Below are 21,916 nucleotides of genomic sequence, written 5' to 3'. Positions count from 1 at the left end.
GAACGCAGCCTCGCGCTGCTCGGCAGCTGCTACGGTATTGCCGGAAGCACAAACAAAAACGCAGAAGCCATGGCTTCTGCGTTTTTGTTTGCCGTCGCTTGGTCAGCTACATGACTCGCCCTGGCAGCCGAGGAACACTTCGGTAAACGACTCCAGTAGCGACTCGCTGTAGATCATGCTGCGGTGCGGCAGTGGTGAGTGGATCGAGGTGTGCAATTGGCCTGTCACGTTGTGGGCCATGAGCAGTTGTTCCGAATACAGCACTTGCTCCAGGGTTTTATGCGACAGCGACCACCAGCAACTGGCCTTGACCTTGAGCAGCGGCAGCGAGAAGGCATTGAACGCGTCCACCAGGCGATCGTGAATCGCATAGGCCTGGGCGTTCATGATCTCCTGCTTGATACCTTCCAGGGTCGCGATCATCTCTTGCTCGCCGGTGGCCGTCTGTTCGCTGGCCCAGCGATAGAAGGCCTTGAGGTCGGCCGTCGGGTTCCGGGCGATGAAGCTCGCCGCCGCCGGTTCCAGATGCGCGAACATCAGGTTGAATACTTCCAGTGCCGCCAGCAGTTCGTTTTCCACGCTGAGGTGGTTCGGGTTGTCTTCTTCCAGAGGCTTGCGCGGCAGGTCGGCAGGCAGGTCACGTTCCGGCAGAGTGGTGTCGACGAGGCCGAGGAAGGTCACTTCCTTGCCCTGGCGTTCCAGGTGGGCGGCGACGTCCATGGCAATCGCGCCACCCAATGACCAGCCCATCAATCGATAGGGACCGTGGGGCTGCTTCTCGACGATCTGTGCGCTGTAGTCGGCAATCATCTGCGCCCAGCTCTGTGCGTTCGAGTCTTTGTCGGCAAAGCCTTTGTGCATCACGCCGAAGGTCCGGGCATGGGCACTGAGTTTTTTCGCCAGCGGCTGATAACAGAACACGATACCGCCGCTGGGGTGCAGGCAGAACAGTGGCGGTGCCGACGCTGTCGAGGCATTGAGTTCGACCACGCATTGCACATGCTGCTGATGCTCCAGGGCGATGAATCTGGCCAGTGCCTGGACATTGGGGTGAGCCAGCATGTGTTGCAGCGCCAGTTTGATGCCCAGGCGCGCGTTAAGGGTCGAGATGAATTGAATGGCCAGAATCGAATGGCCACCGAGTTCGAAAAAGTTGTCGTCCAGGCTGACACGCTCGACCTGCAACGCTTCTTGCCAGAGTTCGGCGAGCGCCTTTTCCAGGGGCGTTTCAGGAGCAATGAAGTGCCGCTGCGTCTGGCTGAGGTCGGGCTGCGGCAGGGCCTTGCGGTCGAGCTTGCCGTTGGGGCTCAACGGCATGGCGGCCAGTACCAGCAGATGGTTGGGCACCATGTAGTCCGGCAGATTGGCCTTGAGCTCAGCCTTGAGGGTTTCGCGCAGGTCGAGTTGTTGCTGCTCGCTCAGCGAGTCGCTTTGGGCCACGACATAGCCGACCAACTGCAAACCCACCGCGCCTTCCCGGGCAACTACTAACGCTTCGCGGACCTGCGGCGATTGCAGCAGGCATGACTCGATTTCCCCGAGTTCGATGCGGAATCCGCGGATCTTCACCTGGTGATCCAGCCGGCCTGCATACTCGATCACACCGTCGGCGCGATAGCGCGCCAGATCGCCGGTGCGATAGAGACGACCGCCGCCCTGAACATCGAACGGGTCGGGGATGAAGCGCTCGGCCGTGAGCTCAGGTCGCTTGAAGTAGCCGCGTGCGAGCAGGTCGCCGGCAATCACCAGTTCACCGACGACGCCCACCGGCACTGGCTGGCCGCCGGCATCGAGCAGGTAAATCGCCCGTCCGGCCAGAGGCTGGCCGATCGGCATGCTTTTGGGCAGGGCGATTTGCCCTGTCACGTAGTCGCTGCAATCCAGCACCGTGGCGCTGACTGTCGTTTCCGTCGGCCCGTAGGTGTTCAGCAGCTTCACGTGCCCAAGGCCGGCCTTGCCCCAGGCCGCCACGCCCTCCGGTGGCATCGCTTCGCCACCGACGATCACTTGCCGCAGTGCACCGTAGTCGCGCTGACCGGCAGCGGCGAAGTCCTTGGCCAGCATGTTCCAGTAGGTGGTGGTCAGGTCGCTGACGCTGAACTGTTTGTCGAGCAGTTCGCGGTACCAGGTTTCACTGTCCCAGATATCCGGCCCGCGCAGCACCACCGAGGCGCCGCAGATCAACGCCGGGTAAAGCTGCTCGACAAAGGCATCGAAGTTGAACGTGGCGAACTGCAGGGACCGGTCCTGTGCGGTCAGGCCGAGAAACTCCAGCGCCACCTGGGCGTGACGGGTCAACGCCGCCTGGGTGATGCCGACCCCTTTGGGACGACCGGTAGAGCCGGACGTGAACATCACATAGGCGAGGTTTTGGCCGGTGGTGCGGCAGGGCGGGTCAAGTGCGGGCAGCGTCCCCCGGACATCGATGTCGTCGACGCAGCGTCGCTGGACGCCGGGCATCGATGGCAGCCGACCAAGCAGCGAACGCTGACTCAGCAACACGCTCAGGCCACTGTCTTCAATCATCCAGGCCAGGCGTTCCTGCGGATAATCGGGATCCAGCGGGACATAGGCGCCGCCAGCCTTGAGCACCGCCAGCAGGCTGATGATCATCTGCGCCGAACGCTCCACGGCAATGCCCACCAGCACTTCCGGTCCGACACCCTGTGCAATCAAGGCGTGGGCCAGACCATTGGCGGCGGCGTTGAGCTGGGCGTAACTGAGCTGAAGATCGTCGCAGATCAGCGCCACCGCGTGCGGTGTGGCCAGCGCCTGGCGTTCGAACAATTGATGCACGCCTTCCTCGGGTTGGGCCGACACGGGCGGGTTCCACTGCTGCAACTGCACCTGTCGCTCATCCTCGCCCAGCAACGGCAGGTCGCCGAGCGCGCGATCAGGATCATCGACCAGTGCCTGTAGCAGATTCTGCCAGTGCCGGGCCAGACGCTCGATGGTTACAGGGGTGTAGAGATCGCGGCTGTATTCCAGGCTCGCTGCCACGCCGTGTGGCGAGTACGTGACGTCCAGTGACACATCGAATTTGGCCTGGCTCGACCCCGCGTCAAGGAACTCCAGCGTCAGTCCGTCCAGATCGATGTGCGCCGGCTCTGCGCTGTCGGCACGCCAGTTGAACAGCACCTGGAACAGTGGATTGGCTTGCGCGCTGGCCTGCAATTGCAGGGCATCGAAACTCAACTCCAGCGGGTAATCCGCGTGGTCCAGCGCCGCCAGGGATTCACGGCGCAGGCGCTGCAGGAAATCGCTGGCGGACAGCAACGGATCAAGGCGTACGCGGTACACCTGACTGCTGACAAAGAAGCCGACCAGCGCTTGGGTTTCGCTGCGATTGCGCGTGGCATTCGGCACGCCGACGGTAAAGTCCTGCTGACCGCTGTAACGGCTCAACAACAGTTGCCAGGCCCCGAGCGCGACTACGAACGGCGTCAGGCCCTGTTGCTGGCAGAAGCGGTTCAGGGCAGCCGAAAGTGACCCCGGCAGTTCGAACTCATGCTGGCCGGCCGGATGGCGGTGTTGCGCGCTGCGGGGGAAATCCACCGGCATATCCAGGGTCGGCAACGGAGTGCCGAGGTAGTTTTGCCAGTAGTCGGCGCTGTTGGCGCAGGTTGCGCTATGCAGGTAGTCACCGCGTTGCCAGGCGGCGTAGTCGGCGTATTGAATCGCCGGACGTGGCAGCGGCGGGGCGTCTGCGTCGCTGGCCTGCGCGAAGGCACGGTTCAGGTCCTGCATCAGTATCGCGTTGGACCAGGCATCGGAGACGATGTGGTGCATGTTCATCAGCAACAGCTGTTCTTCGGTGCCGATCTTGAGCAAGGTCGCGCGCATCAGCGGCGCCTGGCGCAGGTCGAACGGCGTGCCGGCCTGGGTCTCGATACGTAGCGCGATCCGATTGGTGCGGGCTTCGTCCGACAAACCTGACAGGTCTTCATGGCCGAGCACCAGTGTTGCCTGCGCATCGACCACCTGCATGGCGCAACCATCGATTTCGACGAAGGCACTGCGCAAAATATCGTGACGCTCAAGCACCTTGTTCAGGGCTGTTTCCAGCCGCCGGGGCGCCAGGGGGCCGGTGATGCGCATGACACGGGGCAGGTTGTAGGCGGCGTTGTCCGGTGACAGTTGCTGGAGAAACCACAGCCGCTGCTGGGCGAAAGACAGCGGCGCCGGGCGCTGGTTGGCGCGGGCGGTTATCCCTTGGGGTTGATCACCGGCATCGGCCAGCAACAGCGCCAGTACATCATCATCGATCAAGTCGTTCATCGGGGCTCTCGTAGTCGGCGGTGGATCGTTCAGGCGGTCGCCAACGGTTTTTTTTGCGCGACGAGCTTGCCGCCTTCCATTCGCACCAATTGGTCGGCGACATCGAAGTAACGGTCGTCGTGGGAAATGACGATGATGGTCTTGCCCAGGTATTTGAGTTCCGGCAACAGCTCGGTGTAGAAGATGCGCCGGAAGGCCGGGTCCTGGTCGGCCGCCCACTCGTCGAACACCAGCACCGGGCGTTCTTCCAGCCAGGCGTTCAACAGGGCCAGGCGTTTGCGCTGGCCGGTGGACAGGTCGGTGGTGCTGAAGGCGCCATCGCGGATGCTGACCTTGTGCGAGATTTCCAGGCGTTCCAGGTAACGGTTGGCGTCTTCGGGAACGTTCTGCTCGCCTTGCACCAATTCGTCGAACAGGTAGTAGTCGGCGAAAATCGTGGTGAACAACTGGCGATAGTCGTCGCGGCTATGCGCCAGGACCGGCTTACCGTTAAGGATGATTTCCCCGCCCTGGGGCGCATACAGCCCCAGCAACAACTTGATCAGCGTGGTCTTGCCGCCGCCATTCTCGCCGACGATAAACACGATCTCGCCCTGAGCGATGGACAGGTTGACCGGTCCGAGGGCGAAGGGCTTGCTGCCGTCCACCGCCGGGAAGGCGAAATGCACATCGCGCATTTCAAGGTGTTCGACCACCGGTTTCGGCGCGTCTTTGTCACTGAGCAGCAGGTGCGGTTCCGGCGAGGAAAACTGCTCCGCCAGGTCGGCAATGCGCTTGAACGCAATGTTGGCGCGGCTGACCACCGGCAGGGTGGTGACCAGGTATTCCATCGGGCCTTTCATGTACAGCAGCACCAGCACGAACCCGCTGAGCACCGCTTTATCGGTGCCCAGCCACAGCGATTGCAGGGCCAGCGCCAGGCCGATCACCACGAAAAACAGCATCGAGCCAAGGGTCTTGGCCACCACGAAGGTGTTGACCGCGCGGATGTGCGTGTTGCAGATGAAATCAGCGGTGCCTTCGATACGTTGGCTGAACATGCGTTGGCGGCGCGGACGATGGATACGCAGTTCCTTGGCGCCGGCGGCAATCGCGCTGTAGTGCTTTTGCAGTTCGTCCTCGGCTTCGCGAGCCGCCTGGAAACCCTTGATGCCCTTGGTCCGGGCCACGTATTGCAGCGCGGTGCCGATCACCAGGGCCACCAGCAACAAGGCAAACATCGGCAACGACAGGTAGGCCAGGTAGCTCAGGCAGCCGAGGGTGACGGTGAACGCAATGGCCAGCGGCGCGAAGGAAAAGGCGAAATCACTGACGGTGTCGACGTCATGGGTCAGCACCGGAATCAGTCGATAACTGCGGAAGCGCTCGATCTGTTCGATCGGTGCCAACAGGACTTTTTCCCCCAGGGATTTACGCAGCCCGGCAATGATGTGTTGCCCGACATGGTTGGTGCCGATGTCCGACAGGATCGACGTCAGCAACGCCACCGCGCACAGGCCGATAAAGGTTGCCAACACTCGGGTTGACGGGGTGGCGGCGGCGTTCAGCGCGTCATTGATGGTCGCCAGTAACGCGGTGATGCTGAGGCCGCCGAGCATGCCGAGCATGATCGACACCACAACGATGACCCGGAAAGGCCTGAGCAGGCCGAGGACTTCACTGAAGGCTCCGCGGGATTTTGAGGTCATGGAAGTTTCCGCTTCAAGTGCCGCTAAAGGGCAAAGGTTCAAGAGTTTGGCTGCTTAAAAGACGAAACCCGTGGGCGACGATTTAGCCGCGCACGGGTTTGTTGCAGGTCATGCGACAGCAGGTGGGAGCCTCAAAGATCCCGCGCGACGCGAAAACCGATCCAGTCGCCACGGGTGTCGGGGTAGGTGGCATTACGGTTGCCCGAACGCGAGAACACCGGAGCTTCGCCCCAGTCATTGCCGCGAATGCGCCGGGCCGTGCATTCGCCGGTCAACCAGGCGCTGCCATCGCTGGGTGCACCGACGTAGTTGTCGTTGTAGCAATCGGCGGTCCACTCGTAGACGTTGCCGTGCATGTCGTACACGCCGAAGGCGTTGGCCGGGAAACTGCCCGCCGGAGAGGTGAAGTTGTAGCCATCGGCGGCGCCGTAGGTGTTGGCGTGTTTGGCGATGCTGTATTCCTTGCCTTCATCGAACGGGAAGGGGAACGGGCCGCTGCTGCCTGCGCGGGCGGCATACTCACGCAGCGATTCGCTGACCAGTCGATAGTGTTTGCCGGTCTTCTTCGAGAGCCAGGCCACGTAGGCATTGACCTCGGGGAAGTTCATGCACACCGCCGGATGCCTGGCCGTACGTTCATAGCGCGGCACGCCAGCCTTGCACTCGCGGCCTGGCCGGGTGTCGCCGTCGGGCATGACGTAACCGCTGTCGCGCAGGTACGCGTCCCACTCGCCGGCCAGCACCTGAAAGCGACTGATGGCCAGCGGTTTGGCGAAGGTCACCGGGTGCAACGGACCTTCGTCGGGCTCGCGACCCACCTCATTGTCCGGGGTGCCCATGGTGAAGGTCCCGGTGGGCAGCACGACCATCTCTGGGCAGTCCTTGCAGTCCTTGAACACCTTGCCGGGCTGGGCGGGTGCGGCAGCCTGAGCGGCGCCGGGCAGCAGGCCTGCAACCACGGCGGCGAAGGCCAGTGCGGGGAGCGTCTTCAGGGAAAAGCTACGCAGCTCACTGTTCATCATTGCTCTCGATAAAAAGTTGAAAGGAATCAGGGGGGCAACTTCCGCCGCGACACAAATCTCTGTAGCAGCTGGCGAAGCCTGCGTTCGGCTGCGAAGCAGTCGTAAAATCAGAAACTGCAGTGCGTCAGGTAGACCGCGTTAGCCGGATTCACGACTGCTTCGCAGCCGAACGCAGGCTTCGCCAGCTGCTACAGATCGCATTACGACATTAACCATGGGGCTGGCGATCAGAGCTGTTTGCCGAGCAACGCGATGAAGCGGTCGACTTCAGCTTCGGTGTTGAGCAGCCCCGGTGCCGTGCGGATCACCGGGCCGACGTCGCGCTCCACGGCATCGGCGATCACGCGGTGTTGCATCAACCAGGCGGCGATCTTGTCGCTGTCCTGGCCCTTGACCCGGAAGAAGCTGAAACCGGATGACAGCTCGGGGCTCAGGGGCGTGACCAGTTCGATCTGCGGGTGCGCTTGCAGGCGTTTTTTCATATAGCTGTTCAGCGCGTGGATACGCGCCTGAACATCGGCCTTGCCCCATTGCAAATGCAGCTTGAAGGCTTCGTTCAGTGCCCAGCGGTGCTCGAACGAGTGGTAGCCGCCCGGTGTCATGGTGGTGGAGAACGCCGTGGCTTCGGAGAAGGTCGGGATGATCGGCGTGACGTATTTGACCTGTTCACTGCGGCTGCAAACGATGCCGGTGCCACGGGGGCCGAACAGCCATTTGTGGGTGCCGGCGATGAAGAAGTCGCAGTTCATGGCGGGAAAACTCAAGTCCTCGACACCAAAACCGTGCACGCCGTCGACCAGGTAAATAATGCGGTCCTGGTCGGCACGGCCGCGGTTGTGCTTGTCCACCAACGCACCGATGTCGGCGATCGGCAGTTTCACGCCACTGCCGGAGTGCACCCAGGTCATGCCAAGCACACGGGTTTCGGGTTTGATGTTCTGGTCGATCGAGGCAAGGATCTCCGCTTTGGACACCGTCTGCGGATCCTTGAACAACCTGATCTTGCGCACCCGGGTGCCGTCCCGCTGAGTGCGCAAGTCGAGAATGGTGTGGGTCGCGTAATGCTCGTGGGCGGTGGTGAGGATTTCCTGGTCGGGGCGCACATGAACGCCGCCGTAAATCATCGCCAGGCCTTCGGTGGTGCTGCCGGTCAAGGCGATCTGTCTGGCATTGGCTTGCAGGTAGCGACCGGCCCAGACACGCACCTCTTCTTCACGCTGCTCGATCACGCCCAGGTCCCAGTCCATCGCCAGCCCGGGGTTTTTATCGAGGGCGGCACGGTGCATCTCGATCGCTTCACGCACAGGTTTTGGGTGCGAGGTGATCAGGAAGTTGGAGAAATGCAGGTAATCCGGTTCCTGGTCGAACAGTTGCCGCAGTTGCGCCCATTTGTCCCCAGGCAGCGAGGGCAGTGGTGTGGCGTTGGCGACGTTGTCCAGGCCGGCAGTCAAGGGCAGGCCGGCGGCGAGGATCCCGGCCTGTTTCAGAAAAGTGCGACGATCGCTCATGGTGTGCTCGTGCCTTGTTGTGAAATCAGCGCCGGCTTGGCGGCTTTCTGTACCTGATCCCAGACTCGCAGGAAGTTGCCGCCCCAGAGCTTGGCGATGTCTGCTTCGGAGTAGCCGCGCGAGATCAGTTCCGCCGTGACATTGCGAATGTCGCCGACGTTTTCCCAGCCTTTGACGCCGCCTCCTTCGTTGAAGTCGGAGCTGATGCCGACATGATCGATGCCGATTTTTCGCACCGTGTAATCGATGGCGTCACCGAGGTCCTTGAGGCTGGCTTTGGGTTCTTCTTCAAGAATTGCGTAGAGACGGCTGGCGTACTGGCCGAATTTTTTCTCGGGCCAGGCAGCGATGACCGGGTCGCCCGGCATCAATGCCATGGCGAGGTTCGGCAGGGGCGGCAGGTCGAACTCTTTGCGCAGTTCGTTGAGTTTGTCCTGGGTGGTCTGGGTCAGCGGGCGCAGGTATTGAGAGAAGCCGACTACTTGCACCACGCCACCGCTGTTCTTGATCAGCTGCATTTCCTTGTCGCTGAGATTGCGCGGGATATCGACCATCGCCCGTGGCGCCGAGTGCGAAGCGACCATCGGCGTGCGGCTCAATTGCGCGACTTGCTCCAGGGCCTTGGTCGACATTTGCGACACGTCGATGATCACGCCCAGGTCATTCAGGCGATGCACCGCTTGCTTGCCCAGGTCCGAGAGGCCGTCGAGGGCATCCGGCGAATCGTTGAAAAACGGCAAGGGACGCGAAGAGTCGGCCCAGTCGTTATTGCCGATATAGCTGAAGCCGAACATGCGCATGCCGCGTGCCGCCCACAGATCCAGCAGCTTCAGGTCGTGGCCCAGCGGGTAGGCATTGAGCATGCTGATGAAAATCGCGAACTTGCCTTCGCCGTGCAAACGACGGAAATCGTCGGGGGTGTAGGCAATGGCGACCTGATTGGGAAAGTCGCGGACCATCCCGGAAATAATCTTGTAGCGGATCTCCTGCTGGTTGCGTGCCTCTTCGACAAAACCGGCGGTGGGCTTGTGCGGCGCGTTGGCGCCATTCCACAGTTCCGGCCAGCCGAAAATCGTCAGGGCCGCGCCGGACAGGCGTCCGCGGTTGGCCTTGACCAGGTCGAACTGGCCCTCGCCATCCTTATCGGCTTCGTTGCCCTGGGTGCCGAAGTTCTGCATCAGGGTGATGTGGCTGTCGAAGGAGAGCATGCGCTCGTGCAACTCGTCGGCCTGTTGCATGACCTTGATCGGGTAACCGGGGTTGTCCTTGAACCCGTAATACCAGACTGCGAAGCCCGCGCCGGCGCTGATCGCCAGGGCCAGCGGCAGGCCGATGTAAAGAGCCTTTTTCGAACGTGGTTTTGTCATTGCCATCTCTGTCAGGTTCGCCGCCCCGGTGCAGGCGCAGGGGCCTTTGCTATCTGGGAGGAACGAGTGGCTGGCCAGGGAATTTAGGTGGCTTGCAAAAGATCGCAGCCTTCGGCAGCTCCTACAAATGCACGGCGTACACCTGTAGGAGCTGCCGAAGGCTGCGATCTTTTAAGGCCCCATAAATTTGTAGCGGCAACAAACGTTCTAGCTTGGATAAAGCCTGCTTCATGGCTGACACAGGTAGGGCAATGACGATTTCTCGACGATGGTTCATGGCAGGCCTGGCGCTGACTGGCGCTGCCGTGCCTGCGGCTTATTATGGGCATCGCGAATGGACGAAGCCGGACCCGACGATCACCCCCGGCGAAGCGACGGTCGACCTGGCGGACACCGCGGGTCAGCAGTTGGCCAACTCGCTGCGGGGGATCTGGGATATCCGTTTCGAAGGTTCGCAAGCGGGCCTCGACGGGTTACCGCAGCACGGGCTGGAGCTGTTTCTCGACATCGCCCAGCGCGGCCGCGGTTTGCGTGGTTGCCTCGATACCGCGCAGCAGTTACGCAGCGCAGCCGAGCCGCGTTACCGGCTGATCGGCGACCTGGTGTCGCCTGACGCCAGCCAGCTGTACTGGCGCCTGATCGATCGGCAATCGGCCAACGGCGCACCGACTTATGAGCTGGCGGTCACGCTCGATGAGGTCTGGGCCGATTTCGGCAATGCCGGCAGTGGCACGCTCAGCGGGCGGATTCTGCGTCTGGATCGCCCGCTCGGTTTGCCGGAACTGGACAATCGCTTTGTCGCGCGCAAACGGCTGTTTCCCGAAGCCCGTGAGCGTGTCGGTCTGAATCCGCCGTTGCTGGCGTGGCTGATATCCGCCGAACACCGCTTGTTCCACCAGCTCTGGCACGCCTCGCGGGACAAATGGCACAAACTCTCCAAGGACCAACAGGGCGCCTTGCGCGGCATCGGCTGGCAGCCGGGCCCGCGAGGCAATGAGCGCGATGCCCGGGGGCCGCGCAAAGACCGTAATGGCTCGGGGGGCGACTTTTTCTTCATGCACCGACACATGCTCGGCACGGCGCGTTCGATGCAGGACCTGCCGTCCTGGTCGAGCTTCCCGATGCCGCAGCCGGAGCTTGAGCGCGACCGTCAGGGCTTCGCCCGCTATTTCGACAATCACGATGGCACGGCGCTGCCGCCTACCTGGCTGGCCGCCGAAGACACCGAGTACACCCAGTGGGTCAGCGACATCAAGACTGCCGAGACCTACCACAGCAATTTTCAGGTGTGGGAATCCCGTTACCGCGACCCGCGTTATCTGTCGAAGCTGACCCTGGGGCAGTTCGGTTCGGAGATCGAGCTGGGGCTGCATGACTGGCTGCACATGCGCTGGGCCTCGGTGCCACGCGATCCTTCCAACGGTCAGCCGGTGCCTTTCGCCAGGGATCCGGCGGACTTTGCCGCGCGTTGGTATGCGCCGGAAAACGATTTCCTCGGTGACCCGTTTTCATCCCACGTGAACCCGGTGTTCTGGCATTTCCATGGCTGGATCGACGATCGTTTGGAAGACTGGTTCCGCGCCCACGAGCGTTTCCATCCGGGTGAACTCAGTCGGCTTGAGGTCAATGGCGTGCCCTGGTTCGCCCCGGGACGCTGGGTTGAAGTCGATGATCCATGGCTCGGCCCGAGCACCCACGGTTGCAGCACCACGCCGGGATTGCAGGTCGGCAAGTCGGTGGAAATGGACCCGGAAACCATGAAGCTGGCGCTGCGCATTACCTTCGGCACGGATGAAAAGAAACTCGCGGATTTGTTCCGGCGAGTGCCGCAACGGCCGTGGTATGCGCGGAATCTGAAGGTCAAGCCGCTGAGGTCGTAAGCCAGGCACTTGTGGCAAGGGAGCAAGCTCCCTCGCCACATAGTTTTGGGTGACAGATAACCTCGATCAAAGCACCTGCCACCCCCCACCCAACGCCTTGTACAGCGCGATGCTCGCCTGCACCCTCGACAACCGCAGTTGCACATTCGCATCCTGCGCCGCATACAGCGTGCGCTGCGTTTCCAGCACCGTCAGCCAATCCTCGGCCCCAGCCTGATAGCGGCTTTGCGCAATGTTGAACGCGGCCTGGGCCTGGTTCAGCTCTTCGCGTTGCCACTGCCGCTGCTCATCCAGGCCGCGAATGCTGTTGAGGGCTTTTTCGACATCGGCAAAAGCATTGATGATTGCGCCTCGGTAGGCTTCCAGCAGTTCTTGTTGGCGGGCCGTGGCCTTGTCGCGCTCGGCGCCGAGGCGGCCGTTGTTGAAGATCGGCGCGACCAGCCCGGCGGTGAGGTTGTAGAACGGGCTGCGCAGAATATCGCTGGCCGTGTTGGCGCCCGAGCCGATGTTGGCGCTGAGGGTCACGGCGGGCAACATGGCGGCGCGTGCGACCGTGACGTTGGCCTGGGCGGCGGCCAGTTGCGCTTCGGCGCGGGCGATATCCGGGCGGCGGCTGAGCAATTCGCTGGGCAGCCCGGCACCGATCGCTGGCCACTGCAGTTGATCAAAGGATTCCTGACTGGGTGGTAGTTGCTGAACCGGCCGGCCGAGCAGGGCGGCGAGGCTGATCCGGGCGTCTTCGGCTTGCTGGCGAATCAGCGGCAGTTGCCGTTGTTGCGCCGCCACCAGGCTTTTCTGTTGCGCCAGTTCCAGTGCGGTGGCCGAGCCTGAGTCGAAGCGAGTCTGCACCAGTTTCAAAACGTTCTGCGCGTTGGCCAGGTTCAGCCCGGCAATGCGACTTTGTTCATCCAGCGACAAGGCTTGCGTGTAGCTGTTGGCCACCCCGCTGAGCAAGGTCAATTCAACCGTGGCCTGATCGAACTCGCTGGCGCGCAGCCCGAACTGCGCACTGTCCCGGGACGCGCGTTTGCCGCCCCAGAAGTCGATCTCGTAACTGGCGCTGAGGTTGGCGTCAAAGTAGTCCACGGCCTTGTTGCTGCTGTCGGCATCGAGTTGACTATAGCCGCTGCCGCGCAGCAATTTCTGGCGGTTGGCGTTCATGCCGGCCTTGATCTCCGGCAACTGCGAGCCGCCGGCAATCACCGTGTCGGCCCGGGCCTGATGCACCCGAGCGATGGCGGCGGCGAGGTCATAACTGCCGACGCGGGCCTGTTCGATCAGGCGATCAAGCTGCGGGCTGCCGAACTGCGTCCACCATTGTCGACTCGTCCGGGAGGCACTTTCATCGTGTGGCGATTGCCAGGCCGACGGTGGTGGAATGCCGCTGTCCGGGCGCGCAGCCGGGTGGCTGCACGCGCCGAGTACCAGGCAAAGGGTCAACAGGCTCAGTTGCGGTTTCATAGATCGATCATTCACTGGTAAGGGCCGTGACCGGGTCGAGCCGGGCAGCTTTGCGGGCCGGCATGAAGCCGAAGACAACGCCGGTGATCAGTGCGCAGGCGAAGGCGCCGATGACCGCCGCCAGGGAAAAGGCCACAGCGACTTTGCTGAGCACCAATACGCCGCCGACGATCAGCGCCAGGGCAATGCCGGCGATCCCGCCGACCACCGAGAGCATCACTGCTTCGGTGAGGAACTGACGCAAAATATCGCGTTGACGGGCGCCGGTGGCCATGCGGATGCCGATCTCGCGAGTTCGTTCGCGCACGGTCATGAGCATGATGTTCATCACGCCGATGCCGCCCACCAGCAGAGAAATCGCCGCAATCGAACCGAGCATCAGCGACAGCGTATTTTGCGTGCGCGCCTCGGCCTGAATCATCGCGGCGTTGTTGGTCAGTTCGAAATCGTGTTTTCCGTCGTGCAGGCGCAGCATCAACTGCTCGATGGCCTTTTCGGTCTCTTTGACCTTGCGCGCATCGGCCGCGGCAATGGCCACGTATTCGGGGTTGTGGGTGCCGAACAACCGGACACTGGCGGCCGAGTAGGGCACGGCAATCCGGTTGTCACTGTCGGAGTCGCCGGAACTGGCGCCTTTTTCCGCAAGCACGCCGACGACCTGAAAGGGCACGTTTTCGATGAGGATGTATTGGCCGATGGGGTTGGCGACATCCTTGAGCAACTTGCTGCGCACCTTGTGGCCGATCACCGCGACCGCTGCGGCGTTGCGTTCATCGGCCTCGGTGAAGTAGCTGCCCTCGACCACCGGCCAGTTGAAGATCGCCGGAAAGTTGGTGTCGTTGCCGCCGACGTAGCTCAGGTGGTCGAGGTTGCCGAAGCGCACCCCGGCTTCGGCGCCGTTGACCGGCATGATCCGCATGACCTGCGGCAGGCTGGCCAGCGCCGCGACGTCATCCAGGGTTACGATACCGGGCGGCGTGCGCGGGTTGGGAGCGGAGCCGCTGAGGTAAATGATGTTCGAGCCGAACGCGCCCATCTGCGCCATGACCTGACGCTTGCTGCCTTCGCCGACGGCCAGCATCACCACCACCGAGGCGACGCCGATGATGATCCCCAACAGCGTCAGGGCGGTGCGGAAACGGTTGATCCACATCACCCGCCAGGCCGCGTGTACGGCATCCACCAATTCACCTTTCCAGGCTCCGGTGGCCTCGCTGCCTTCGCTCAGCCGCTTGCGCAAATCCACCGCTTGCAACGCACCGGGATTGGCCGAGGCCTGCACGGCGGGGTTGTCGCGGGCGCTGTCGCTGATGATCAGGCCGTCACGGATCTCGATCACGCGTTTGGCCCGCGCCGCCACGTCGCGGTCGTGGGTGATGAGGATCACCACATGGCCCTGGCTCGCCAGTTCGTCGAGCAGTGCCATGACCTCGGCGCCGCTGTGGCTGTCGAGGGCGCCGGTGGGTTCGTCGGCGAGGATGATGTGGCCGCCATTCATTAATGCGCGGGCGATGGACACCCGTTGCTGCTGGCCGCCGGAGAGCTGGTGCGGACGGTTGCCGGTGCGTTCGGCCAAGCCCAGACGGTCGAGCAGGGCGGCGGCGCGGGCGTGGCGTTCGACCGCTGGGGTGCCGGCGTAGATTGCCGGCATCTCGACGTTTTCCTGAGCCGAGCCGGACGGAATCAGGTGGTAGCCCTGAAACACGAAACCGAAGGCCTCGCGGCGCAGCCAGGCCAGCTCATCGCTGTCGAGTGCCGCGACATTTTCGCCGGCGAACCGATACTCGCCGGACGTTGGCCGGTCGAGGCAGCCGAGGATGTTCATCAGCGTCGATTTGCCGGAGCCGGAAGCGCCGACGATCGCTACGAATTCCCCGGCGTGGATCGACAGGTCGATGCCGCGCAACACATGAACTTCAGGCGCGTCGCCGCCACCGTAGGATTTACGAATGTCCTGCAGGTCGATCAGAGGCGTTTGCATTCAACCTCCGCTGCCGTCGGCGGGGCCGATCAACAGGTGATCGCCTTCGGCCAGTCCGTCGAGGATCTGCACCTTCAGGCGATCGCTGATGCCGGTGCGCACAGTCCGTTGTTCGATGCTGCCGTTCTGGGCGACCACCCGAGCGGTTTGACTGTCCGCTTGCGGGCCGCCCTGCAACGCCGCGACCGGAGCGGTAAGGACGTTGTTTGCCTGATTGGAAACGAAGAACACTTGGGCGGTCATTTCCGCCATCAGCGCGTTGTCGGCGTTGTCGACGTCCAGCAGCACCGTGTACAGCACCACGCGGGCCGTCCCGCTTTTACTGGAACTGGCCGGACTGCCGCCGCCCTGGCTGGTCTGATCCAGTGGTTTGGGCGGTATCGGCAAAATCTGCCGCACCGTGCTGCTCCAGCGACGGTTACCGCCGCTGAGCGTGGTGAACCAGGCGCTCATGCCGGGTTTGACGTGGCCGATGTCAGCCTCCGAGACCTCGGCCCAGACCGTCATCGGCGACAGTTTGGCGATGCGCAGGATCAGCGGCGTTTGCTGCTGGGCGTTGAGGGTCTGGCCTTCGCGGGCATCGAGGGCCACGACCGTTCCGCTCATCGGCGCGTAAATGCGCGTATAGCCAAGTTCGGCCTGATCGCTGCGCAGGCTGGCCTGGGCCTGACGGATCTGCGCCTCGAACATGTCGATGCGCGCCTGAGTGGTGCGCAGTTCGGCCTGGGCCGTTTGCACATCTTCGTCGCGTGTCGCGCCGCCGGCGGCGAGGTTCTGCTGGCGCTGATATTTCTGCCGGGCCAGGTCGTGTTGTGCCCGTTGTTCCTGCAGCTGCGCCTTGAGGTTGTCGATGGAGAAACGCCCGGCGTCGAGTTTGGCCTGTTGGGTGGAAGGGTCGATTTCCACCAGCAACTGGCCTTCCTTGACCACGTCACCGACCTCCACATGGATCTTGTGGATCTGCCCGGAGGCCTGGGCGCCGACATCGACATACCGCCTCGGTTGCAGGGTTCCCAGTGCCGTGACGCTGCTTTCAATGTCGCCGCGCGCGACCTGGACCGTAGCGAAGCGGTCACGACCCGCTGGCAAAACCTGCCAGGCCGCGATGGCGATAACGGGGATCAGACAAAGGGCAACAAGCAGGGCGCGTCGGGTGTGACGGGGACGTTTCATGCAGGGTTCCGGCCAATAGGATTCGGCCCGTCATTCAGCAGGCGTGCCAAACCTGGCGACAGCTGAACGCTGTCGGAGGACCAACAGCCACGGGGAGCTGTCCTGTAGACGAGGGACGGGGTGGGGAATTTAAGCGTTGAGGCTTTGAGTGACAGACAAAGTCAAAGGTATAGGACAGCACTATTTAGCAGGCAAATAGAAACAGCGCTTTAAATCTATATGAGAATTACTATAAATTACACACTCGAAATCGCCATCATCGTGCCACTGCCTATTTGGGCGATGGCGGATCTGGTTCAAGGATAGAAACCGCACCCCGTGCGGCCGGGAGTCATGTTGGAAAACTACTATCGCGAGCTGGTGTGTTTCCTGAACGCCAGGCTAGGCAACCGCCAGGTGGCCGAAGATGTGGTGCATGACGCGTATCTGCGGGTACTGGAGCGTTCCAGCGACACGCCGATCGAGCAACCCCGGGCGTTCCTTTATCGCACCGCGCTCAACCTGGTGATCGACGACCATCGACGCAATGCCTTGCGACAGGTCGAGTCCCTGGACGTGCTCGACAGCGAAGAACGCTACTTCATCCCTTCGCCCCACAACAGCCTCGATCACGGTCAGCGCCTGGACATGCTCCAGCGCGCGCTGGCGGAGTTGCCACGGCTGTGTCGCGAGAGCTTTCTGTTGCGCAAGATCGAAGGCCTGTCACACCCGCAAATCGCCGAACGCCTGGGGATTTCCAAGGCGCTGGTGGAAAAGCACATCGTTAACGCCATGAAGCATTGCCGGGTACGCATGCGCCAGTGGGATGTCGCTTAAATCAGGCCTCGTTAAATTTTTTTTCATTGTCCTCGTTCCTATTCAACAGACGATCTGCTGCCGCCAAAGGCCGGTCAGGTCACCCAGGCTTTATCCCCGCAGCTGCGGGGTTTATCCAGAGGACACTGGAAATGACACAGGCAATTGCATCGCCCATCGTTCACGACCTGATCGGCGTTGGTTTCGGCCCTTCGAACCTGGCCCTGGCCATCGCCCTGCAAGAGCGCGGGCCGAGCCAGGGCGAGCTGGATGTGCTGTTTCTCGACAAGCAGGCGGACTACCGCTGGCACGGCAACACCCTGGTCACCCAGAGCGAACTGCAGATTTCTTTTCTCAAGGACCTGGTGACGCTGCGCAACCCGACCAGCCCGTATTCCTTCGTCAACTATCTCAAGCACCACGGTCGTCTGGTGGACTTCATCAACCTCGGCACCTTCTATCCGTGCCGCATGGAGTACAACGACTACCTGCGCTGGGTCGCCGGGCAATTTACCGGGCAGAGCCGCTACGGCGAGGAAGTGCTGACCATCGAGCCGGTGCTGCACAACCAGCAGGTCGAGGCGTTGCGGGTGATCTCGCGTGATACTCAGGGGCTGCAGCATGTGCGCACCACCCGTTCGGTGGTGGTCAGCGCCGGCGGTACACCGCGGATTCCCGAAGCGTTCAAGGCACTGAAGGATGACGGTCGGGTGTTCCACCATTCCCAGTACCTGGAGCGCATGGCCGAGCAGCCATGCCTGAACAACCAACCGATGAACATCGCGATCATCGGCGGCGGGCAGAGCGCGGCGGAGGCCTTCATCGACCTTAACGACAGCTTCCCGTCGGTGCAGGTGGACATGATCCTGCGCGGTTCGGCCCTGAAACCGGCCGATGACAGCCCCTTCGTCAACGAAGTGTTCTCGCCGGAGTTCACCGACCTGGTGTTCCAGCAGGCCAGCAGCGAACGTGAACGTCTGGTCAACGAGTACCACAACACCAACTATTCGGTGGTGGACATCGACCTGATCGAACGCATCTACGGGATCTTCTACCGGCAGAAAGTCTCGGGCATCGCGCGCCATGCGTTCCGCACCCTGACCACTATCGAAAAAGCCACCGCCACCGAACGCGGTATCGAGCTGGCGATGCGCAACAACGCCACCGGTGAAGTCACGGTTCACCGCTACGACGCCGTGGTGCTGGCCACCGGTTACGAGCGTCAGATGCACCGAAAGTTGTTGGCGCCGCTGGAACAATACCTGGGTGATTTCGAGGTCGATCGCAACTACAGGCTGATCACCGACGAGCGTTGCAAGGCCGGTATCTACATGCAGGGCTTCTGCCAGGCCAGCCACGGCTTGAGCGACACCTTGCTGTCGATCCTGCCGATCCGCGCCGATGAAATCGCCGGCTCGTTGTATGACCATGGCAAATCCCGTGGGCATGGCCGGTCGGTGAGGGATTTGTTGTTGGCTACAGCTAGCTGATAAGGGGGCCTCGAAAAGATCGCAGCCTTCGGCAGCTCCTACGTGGAATCGCGTACACCCATGAAATATCGGGTGGACACAAATTCTGTAGGAGCTGCCGCAGGCTGCGATCTTTTGATTTTCATGGCCGGAAAAAAACCAATCCTGAACCCTTCCTGAAGAACCCTGCGATTCCCCCCATCACACCCCTGTGCAGCGTTTACTCTCTAGGTATCGCGGCGTAAGCTTCGCGCGTTTTCATCAATTAGCGGAGACCCACAGTGGGTACTTGTTCGAGTGACAGTTGTCGGCCGGTCTCGGTAACCGGCATTTTCCCGGCAAGATAACGCGCAGCCTTTTTGTGCCGTTGTCTCGCCGTAAAGCGAGCAGCGGCATCCCGATCGTGGCCGGTTTGGCCCGACTCCCGACGTCCTCTCATCGACGCTGAACAGCGTGTGATGTTCGACCCCGTGTCGTCATCGCAGCGCCTCGACACGCCTGCTCGACGGTTTCCCGGCTGACCCTGGGGGGCACTGCCATGAACCTGACCTGGCTGAAAGAATTCTTCGCCGGATTCCTGCGAAACCGTCACATCGCCCGGCACTTCCGTCGACTGGCGTTGCTGGAAAGCTTCATCGACACCACGGTCAGCCGTGAAGTCCCGCCGACGCTCGCGCAAACCCTGGTCGCCGCCGCCAACAGCGACACCGGCCAATTGCTGGATAACCTCGGCAGCCACCCTGACGGCCTGACTGAACCCGAGGCCGATGCGCTGCGCGAACAGTACGGCCTCAACGAAGTCGAGCACGAGCAACCGCTGCCGTGGTGGACGCACCTGTGGCACTGCTACAAAAACCCGTTCAACCTGCTGCTGACGTTGCTGGCGGTGATCTCCTGGCTGACCGAAGACATGAAAGCCGCCATCGTGATTTTCTCGATGGTGGTGCTCTCGACCTTGCTGCGTTTCTGGCAGGAAACCAAATCCAACCAGGCCGCCGACGCGCTCAAGGCGATGGTCAGCAACACCGCCACGGTGATGCGTCGGGAGGTGGCGAACAACGGTGCGCAACGCCTCGAATTGCCGATCAAGCAACTGGTGCCGGGTGACCTGATCGTGCTCTCGGCCGGTGACATGATTCCTGCCGATTGCCGAGTGCTCAACGCCAAGGACCTGTTCGTCAGCCAGGCCGCGATGACCGGTGAATCGATGCCGGTGGAAAAATTCCCTCGTCAGCAAGACAACCGCACCCACAACCCGCTGGACCTCGACAACATCCTGTTCATGGGCACCAACGTGGTGTCCGGCACGGCGATGGCGCTGATTCTCACCACGGGCAACAACACCTATTTCGGCGCGCTGGCGCAGCGGGTCGGCGCTACCGATCGTGCGCCGACTTCGTTTCAGACCGGGGTCAACAAAGTCAGTTGGTTGCTGATCCGCTTCATGTTCGTCATGGCGCCGCTGGTGTTGTTCATCAACGGTTTCACCAAGGGTGACTGGACCGAAGCGTTGCTGTTCGCGCTGTCGATCGCCGTGGGCCTGACCCCGGAAATGTTGCCGATGATTGTCACCTCGACCCTGGCCAAGGGCGCGGTGTTCCTGTCGCGCAAAAAAGTCATCGTCAAACGTCTCGACGCGATCCAGAACTTCGGCGCCATGGACGTGCTCTGCACCGACAAGACCGGCACGCTGACCCAGGACAAAATCTTCCTCGCGCGCAACGTCGATGTCTGGGGCAACGATTCCGATGACGTGCTGGAAATGGCCTACCTCAACAGCTACTACCAGACCGGCCTGAAAAACCTGCTGGACGTGGCCGTGCTGGAGCACGTGGAAATCCACCGTGAACTGAAAGTCGGCACGGCGTTTCGCAAGGTCGACGAGATTCCGTTCGACTTCACCCGTCGGCGCATGTCGGTGGTGGTGGCCGAGCGTGATCAGCCGCATCTGCTGATCTGCAAAGGTGCGGTGGAAGAAGTGCTGGCGGTGTGCACCCGGGTGCGCCACGGCGATGCCGACGAGGCGCTGAGCGATGAATTGCTGGCACGGATTCGCCAGGTCACCGCCGCCTTCAATGCCGAAGGCCTGCGGGTGGTGGCGGTGGCGGCGCGGCCGATGATCGAGGGCCGCGACACTTACAGCCTGGCCGATGAACAGGCGCTGACGCTGATCGGTTACGTGGCTTTCCTCGATCCACCGAAGGAAAGCACCGCGCCGGCACTCAAGGCCCTGGCCGCGCACGGTGTGGCGGTGAAAGTGCTGACCGGCGACAACGAACTGGTGACCGCGAAAATCTGCCGCGAAGTCGGGCTGGAGCAGCAAGGCCTGCTGATGGGCAACGACATCGAGCGCATGAGCGACGCCGAGCTGGCGGTGGCGGTGGAGACCACCAACGTCTTCGCCAAACTCACGCCGTCGCACAAGGAACGCATCGTCCGCCTGCTCAAGGGCAACGGCCATGTGGTCGGTTTCATGGGCGACGGCATCAACGATGCGCCAGCCCTGCGCACTGCCGACATCGGCATTTCGGTGGACAGCGCGGTGGACATCGCCAAGGAAGCGGCGGACATCATCCTTCTGGAAAAGAGCCTGATGGTGCTGGAGGAGGGCGTGCTGGAAGGGCGGCGGACCTTCGCCAACATGCTCAAGTACATCAAAATGACCGCCAGCTCGAACTTCGGCAATGTGTTCTCGGTGCTGGTGGCCAGTGCGTTCATTCCGTTCCTGCCCATGCTGCCGATGCACCTGCTGGTGCAGAACCTGCTCTATGACATTTCGCAGATCGCCATCCCGTTCGATAACGTCGATGAAGACATGCTGAAACAACCACAACGCTGGCAGCCGGCGGACGTCGGGCGCTTCATGCTGTTTTTCGGCCCGATCAGTTCGATCTTCGACATCAGCACCTTTGCCTTGATGTGGTACGTGTTCGATGCCAACGCCCCGGACCACCAGACCCTGTTCCAGTCTGGCTGGTTCGTGGTCGGGCTGCTGACCCAGACGCTGATCGTGCACATGATCCGCACGCCGAAGCTCCCGTTCCTGCAAAGCCGCGCCGCCACGCCGCTGCTGGTGATGACGGGCATCATCATGGCCGTGGGGATTTTCCTGCCGATGGGGCCGCTGGCGCACTACTTCAAACTGCAGGCGCTGCCGTCGCTGTATTTCGTGTTCCTGCCGGTGATTCTGCTGGCGTACATGGCACTGACCCAGGCGGTGAAAGGCTTCTACATCCGCAGGTTTGGTTGGCAGTAATGCTGCCAAACGTAGGAGCTGCCGAAGGCTCGGGCCGC

At 62.1% G+C, this 21,916-nt stretch carries 12 protein-coding genes; 4 read left to right on the top strand and 8 right to left on the bottom strand.

Features of this window, described 5'->3' with window-relative positions; genetic code table 11:
- Positions 1-102: 102 nt before the first annotated feature.
- The 5 genes from LOY36_RS18775 to pvdM all read right to left on the bottom strand — a co-directional run bounded on the left by LOY36_RS18775 (position 103) and on the right by pvdM (position 9,863).
- Positions 103-4,278, bottom strand: a complete 4,176-nt coding sequence (locus LOY36_RS18775; RefSeq protein ID WP_258670063.1) for a non-ribosomal peptide synthetase — start codon at positions 4,276-4,278, stop codon at positions 103-105.
- A 29-nt stretch (positions 4,279-4,307) separates the two neighbouring features.
- Positions 4,308-5,966 carry a cyclic peptide export ABC transporter gene (locus LOY36_RS18770; protein ID WP_258670049.1) on the bottom strand — a complete coding sequence of 553 codons (1,659 nt, stop codon included), beginning with the start codon at positions 5,964-5,966 and terminating at the stop codon, positions 4,308-4,310.
- Positions 5,967-6,097: 131 nt separating this feature from the next.
- Positions 6,098-6,985: a formylglycine-generating enzyme family protein gene (locus LOY36_RS18765; RefSeq protein ID WP_258670023.1), complete on the bottom strand. Its 888-nt coding sequence runs from the start codon at positions 6,983-6,985 to the stop codon at positions 6,098-6,100.
- Between the two features lie 230 nt (positions 6,986-7,215).
- Entirely contained in the window at positions 7,216-8,496 is a 1,281-nt protein-coding gene (locus LOY36_RS18760) for an aminotransferase class V-fold PLP-dependent enzyme (protein WP_258670020.1), read from the bottom strand.
- Positions 8,493-9,863 carry a pyoverdine-tailoring dipeptidase-like protein PvdM gene (pvdM, locus tag LOY36_RS18755; protein ID WP_019648337.1) on the bottom strand — a complete coding sequence of 457 codons (1,371 nt, stop codon included), beginning with the start codon at positions 9,861-9,863 and terminating at the stop codon, positions 8,493-8,495. The genes LOY36_RS18760 and pvdM overlap by 4 nt, the downstream gene beginning before the upstream one ends.
- Before the next feature lie 251 nt (positions 9,864-10,114).
- On the opposite strand from pvdM, the gene LOY36_RS18750 reads away from it, so the two are divergent.
- Entirely contained in the window at positions 10,115-11,743 is a 1,629-nt protein-coding gene (locus LOY36_RS18750) for a PvdJ/PvdD/PvdP-like protein (RefSeq protein ID WP_258670017.1), read from the top strand.
- A 66-nt stretch (positions 11,744-11,809) separates the two neighbouring features.
- On the opposite strand, the gene LOY36_RS18745 is transcribed toward LOY36_RS18750, so the two are convergent.
- From LOY36_RS18745 to LOY36_RS18735, 3 genes are read right to left on the bottom strand one after another with little or no spacing between them, the layout of a single operon-like run.
- The gene (locus LOY36_RS18745) at positions 11,810-13,204 is read right to left on the bottom strand and encodes an efflux transporter outer membrane subunit (RefSeq protein WP_258670014.1); all 1,395 of its coding nucleotides are present in this window, start codon (positions 13,202-13,204) and stop codon (positions 11,810-11,812) included.
- Between the two features lie 7 nt (positions 13,205-13,211).
- Positions 13,212-15,185, bottom strand: coding sequence for a MacB family efflux pump subunit (locus LOY36_RS18740; protein ID WP_258670012.1), 1,974 nt, complete (start codon positions 15,183-15,185; stop codon positions 13,212-13,214).
- Positions 15,186-16,358 (bottom strand): efflux RND transporter periplasmic adaptor subunit, encoded by a 1,173-nt coding sequence (locus LOY36_RS18735; protein WP_258670009.1) that lies wholly within the window; start codon positions 16,356-16,358, stop codon positions 15,186-15,188.
- A 333-nt stretch (positions 16,359-16,691) separates the two neighbouring features.
- Between LOY36_RS18735 and LOY36_RS18730 the strand changes: the two genes are divergently transcribed.
- The 3 genes from LOY36_RS18730 to mgtA all read left to right on the top strand — a co-directional run bounded on the left by LOY36_RS18730 (position 16,692) and on the right by mgtA (position 21,878).
- A complete protein-coding gene (locus LOY36_RS18730; RefSeq protein WP_309475220.1) occupies positions 16,692-17,174 on the top strand; it encodes a sigma-70 family RNA polymerase sigma factor in 483 nt (160 codons plus the stop codon).
- Positions 17,175-17,305: 131 nt separating this feature from the next.
- Entirely contained in the window at positions 17,306-18,643 is a 1,338-nt protein-coding gene (locus tag LOY36_RS18725) for a lysine N(6)-hydroxylase/L-ornithine N(5)-oxygenase family protein (protein ID WP_258670006.1), read from the top strand.
- A 517-nt stretch (positions 18,644-19,160) separates the two neighbouring features.
- The gene (gene mgtA / locus LOY36_RS18720; protein WP_258670003.1) at positions 19,161-21,878 is read left to right on the top strand and encodes a magnesium-translocating P-type ATPase; all 2,718 of its coding nucleotides are present in this window, start codon (positions 19,161-19,163) and stop codon (positions 21,876-21,878) included.
- The last annotated feature ends 38 nt before the right edge of the window (positions 21,879-21,916 follow it).

Origin of the sequence: Pseudomonas sp. B21-019, from assembly GCF_024749225.1 — a bacterium.
In the GTDB taxonomy this organism is placed as follows: Bacteria; Pseudomonadota; Gammaproteobacteria; order Pseudomonadales; family Pseudomonadaceae; genus Aquipseudomonas.
Note: the sequence above shows the minus strand (reverse complement) of the source record. Positions and strands in the feature narration are given on the sequence as shown.

What these genes read in the sequence shown, in the direction of transcription:
- LOY36_RS18770 (WP_258670049.1), bottom strand. Translation starts at nt 5,966, where the DNA reads ATGACCTCAAAATCCCGCGGAGCCTTCAGTGAAGTCCTCGGCCTGCTC.
- LOY36_RS18725 (WP_258670006.1), top strand. Translation starts at nt 17,306, where the DNA reads ATGACACAGGCAATTGCATCGCCCATCGTTCACGACCTGATCGGCGTT.
- LOY36_RS18750 (WP_258670017.1), top strand. Translation starts at nt 10,115, where the DNA reads ATGACGATTTCTCGACGATGGTTCATGGCAGGCCTGGCGCTGACTGGC.
- LOY36_RS18735 (WP_258670009.1), bottom strand. Translation starts at nt 16,358, where the DNA reads ATGAAACGTCCCCGTCACACCCGACGCGCCCTGCTTGTTGCCCTTTGT.
- mgtA (WP_258670003.1), top strand. Translation starts at nt 19,161, where the DNA reads ATGAACCTGACCTGGCTGAAAGAATTCTTCGCCGGATTCCTGCGAAAC.
- LOY36_RS18775 (WP_258670063.1), bottom strand. Translation starts at nt 4,278, where the DNA reads ATGAACGACTTGATCGATGATGATGTACTGGCGCTGTTGCTGGCCGAT.
- LOY36_RS18760 (WP_258670020.1), bottom strand. Translation starts at nt 8,496, where the DNA reads ATGAGCGATCGTCGCACTTTTCTGAAACAGGCCGGGATCCTCGCCGCC.
- LOY36_RS18765 (WP_258670023.1), bottom strand. Translation starts at nt 6,985, where the DNA reads ATGAACAGTGAGCTGCGTAGCTTTTCCCTGAAGACGCTCCCCGCACTG.
- LOY36_RS18745 (WP_258670014.1), bottom strand. Translation starts at nt 13,204, where the DNA reads ATGAAACCGCAACTGAGCCTGTTGACCCTTTGCCTGGTACTCGGCGCG.
- LOY36_RS18730 (WP_309475220.1), top strand. Translation starts at nt 16,692, where the DNA reads ATGTTGGAAAACTACTATCGCGAGCTGGTGTGTTTCCTGAACGCCAGG.
- LOY36_RS18740 (WP_258670012.1), bottom strand. Translation starts at nt 15,185, where the DNA reads ATGCAAACGCCTCTGATCGACCTGCAGGACATTCGTAAATCCTACGGT.
- pvdM (WP_019648337.1), bottom strand. Translation starts at nt 9,863, where the DNA reads ATGACAAAACCACGTTCGAAAAAGGCTCTTTACATCGGCCTGCCGCTG.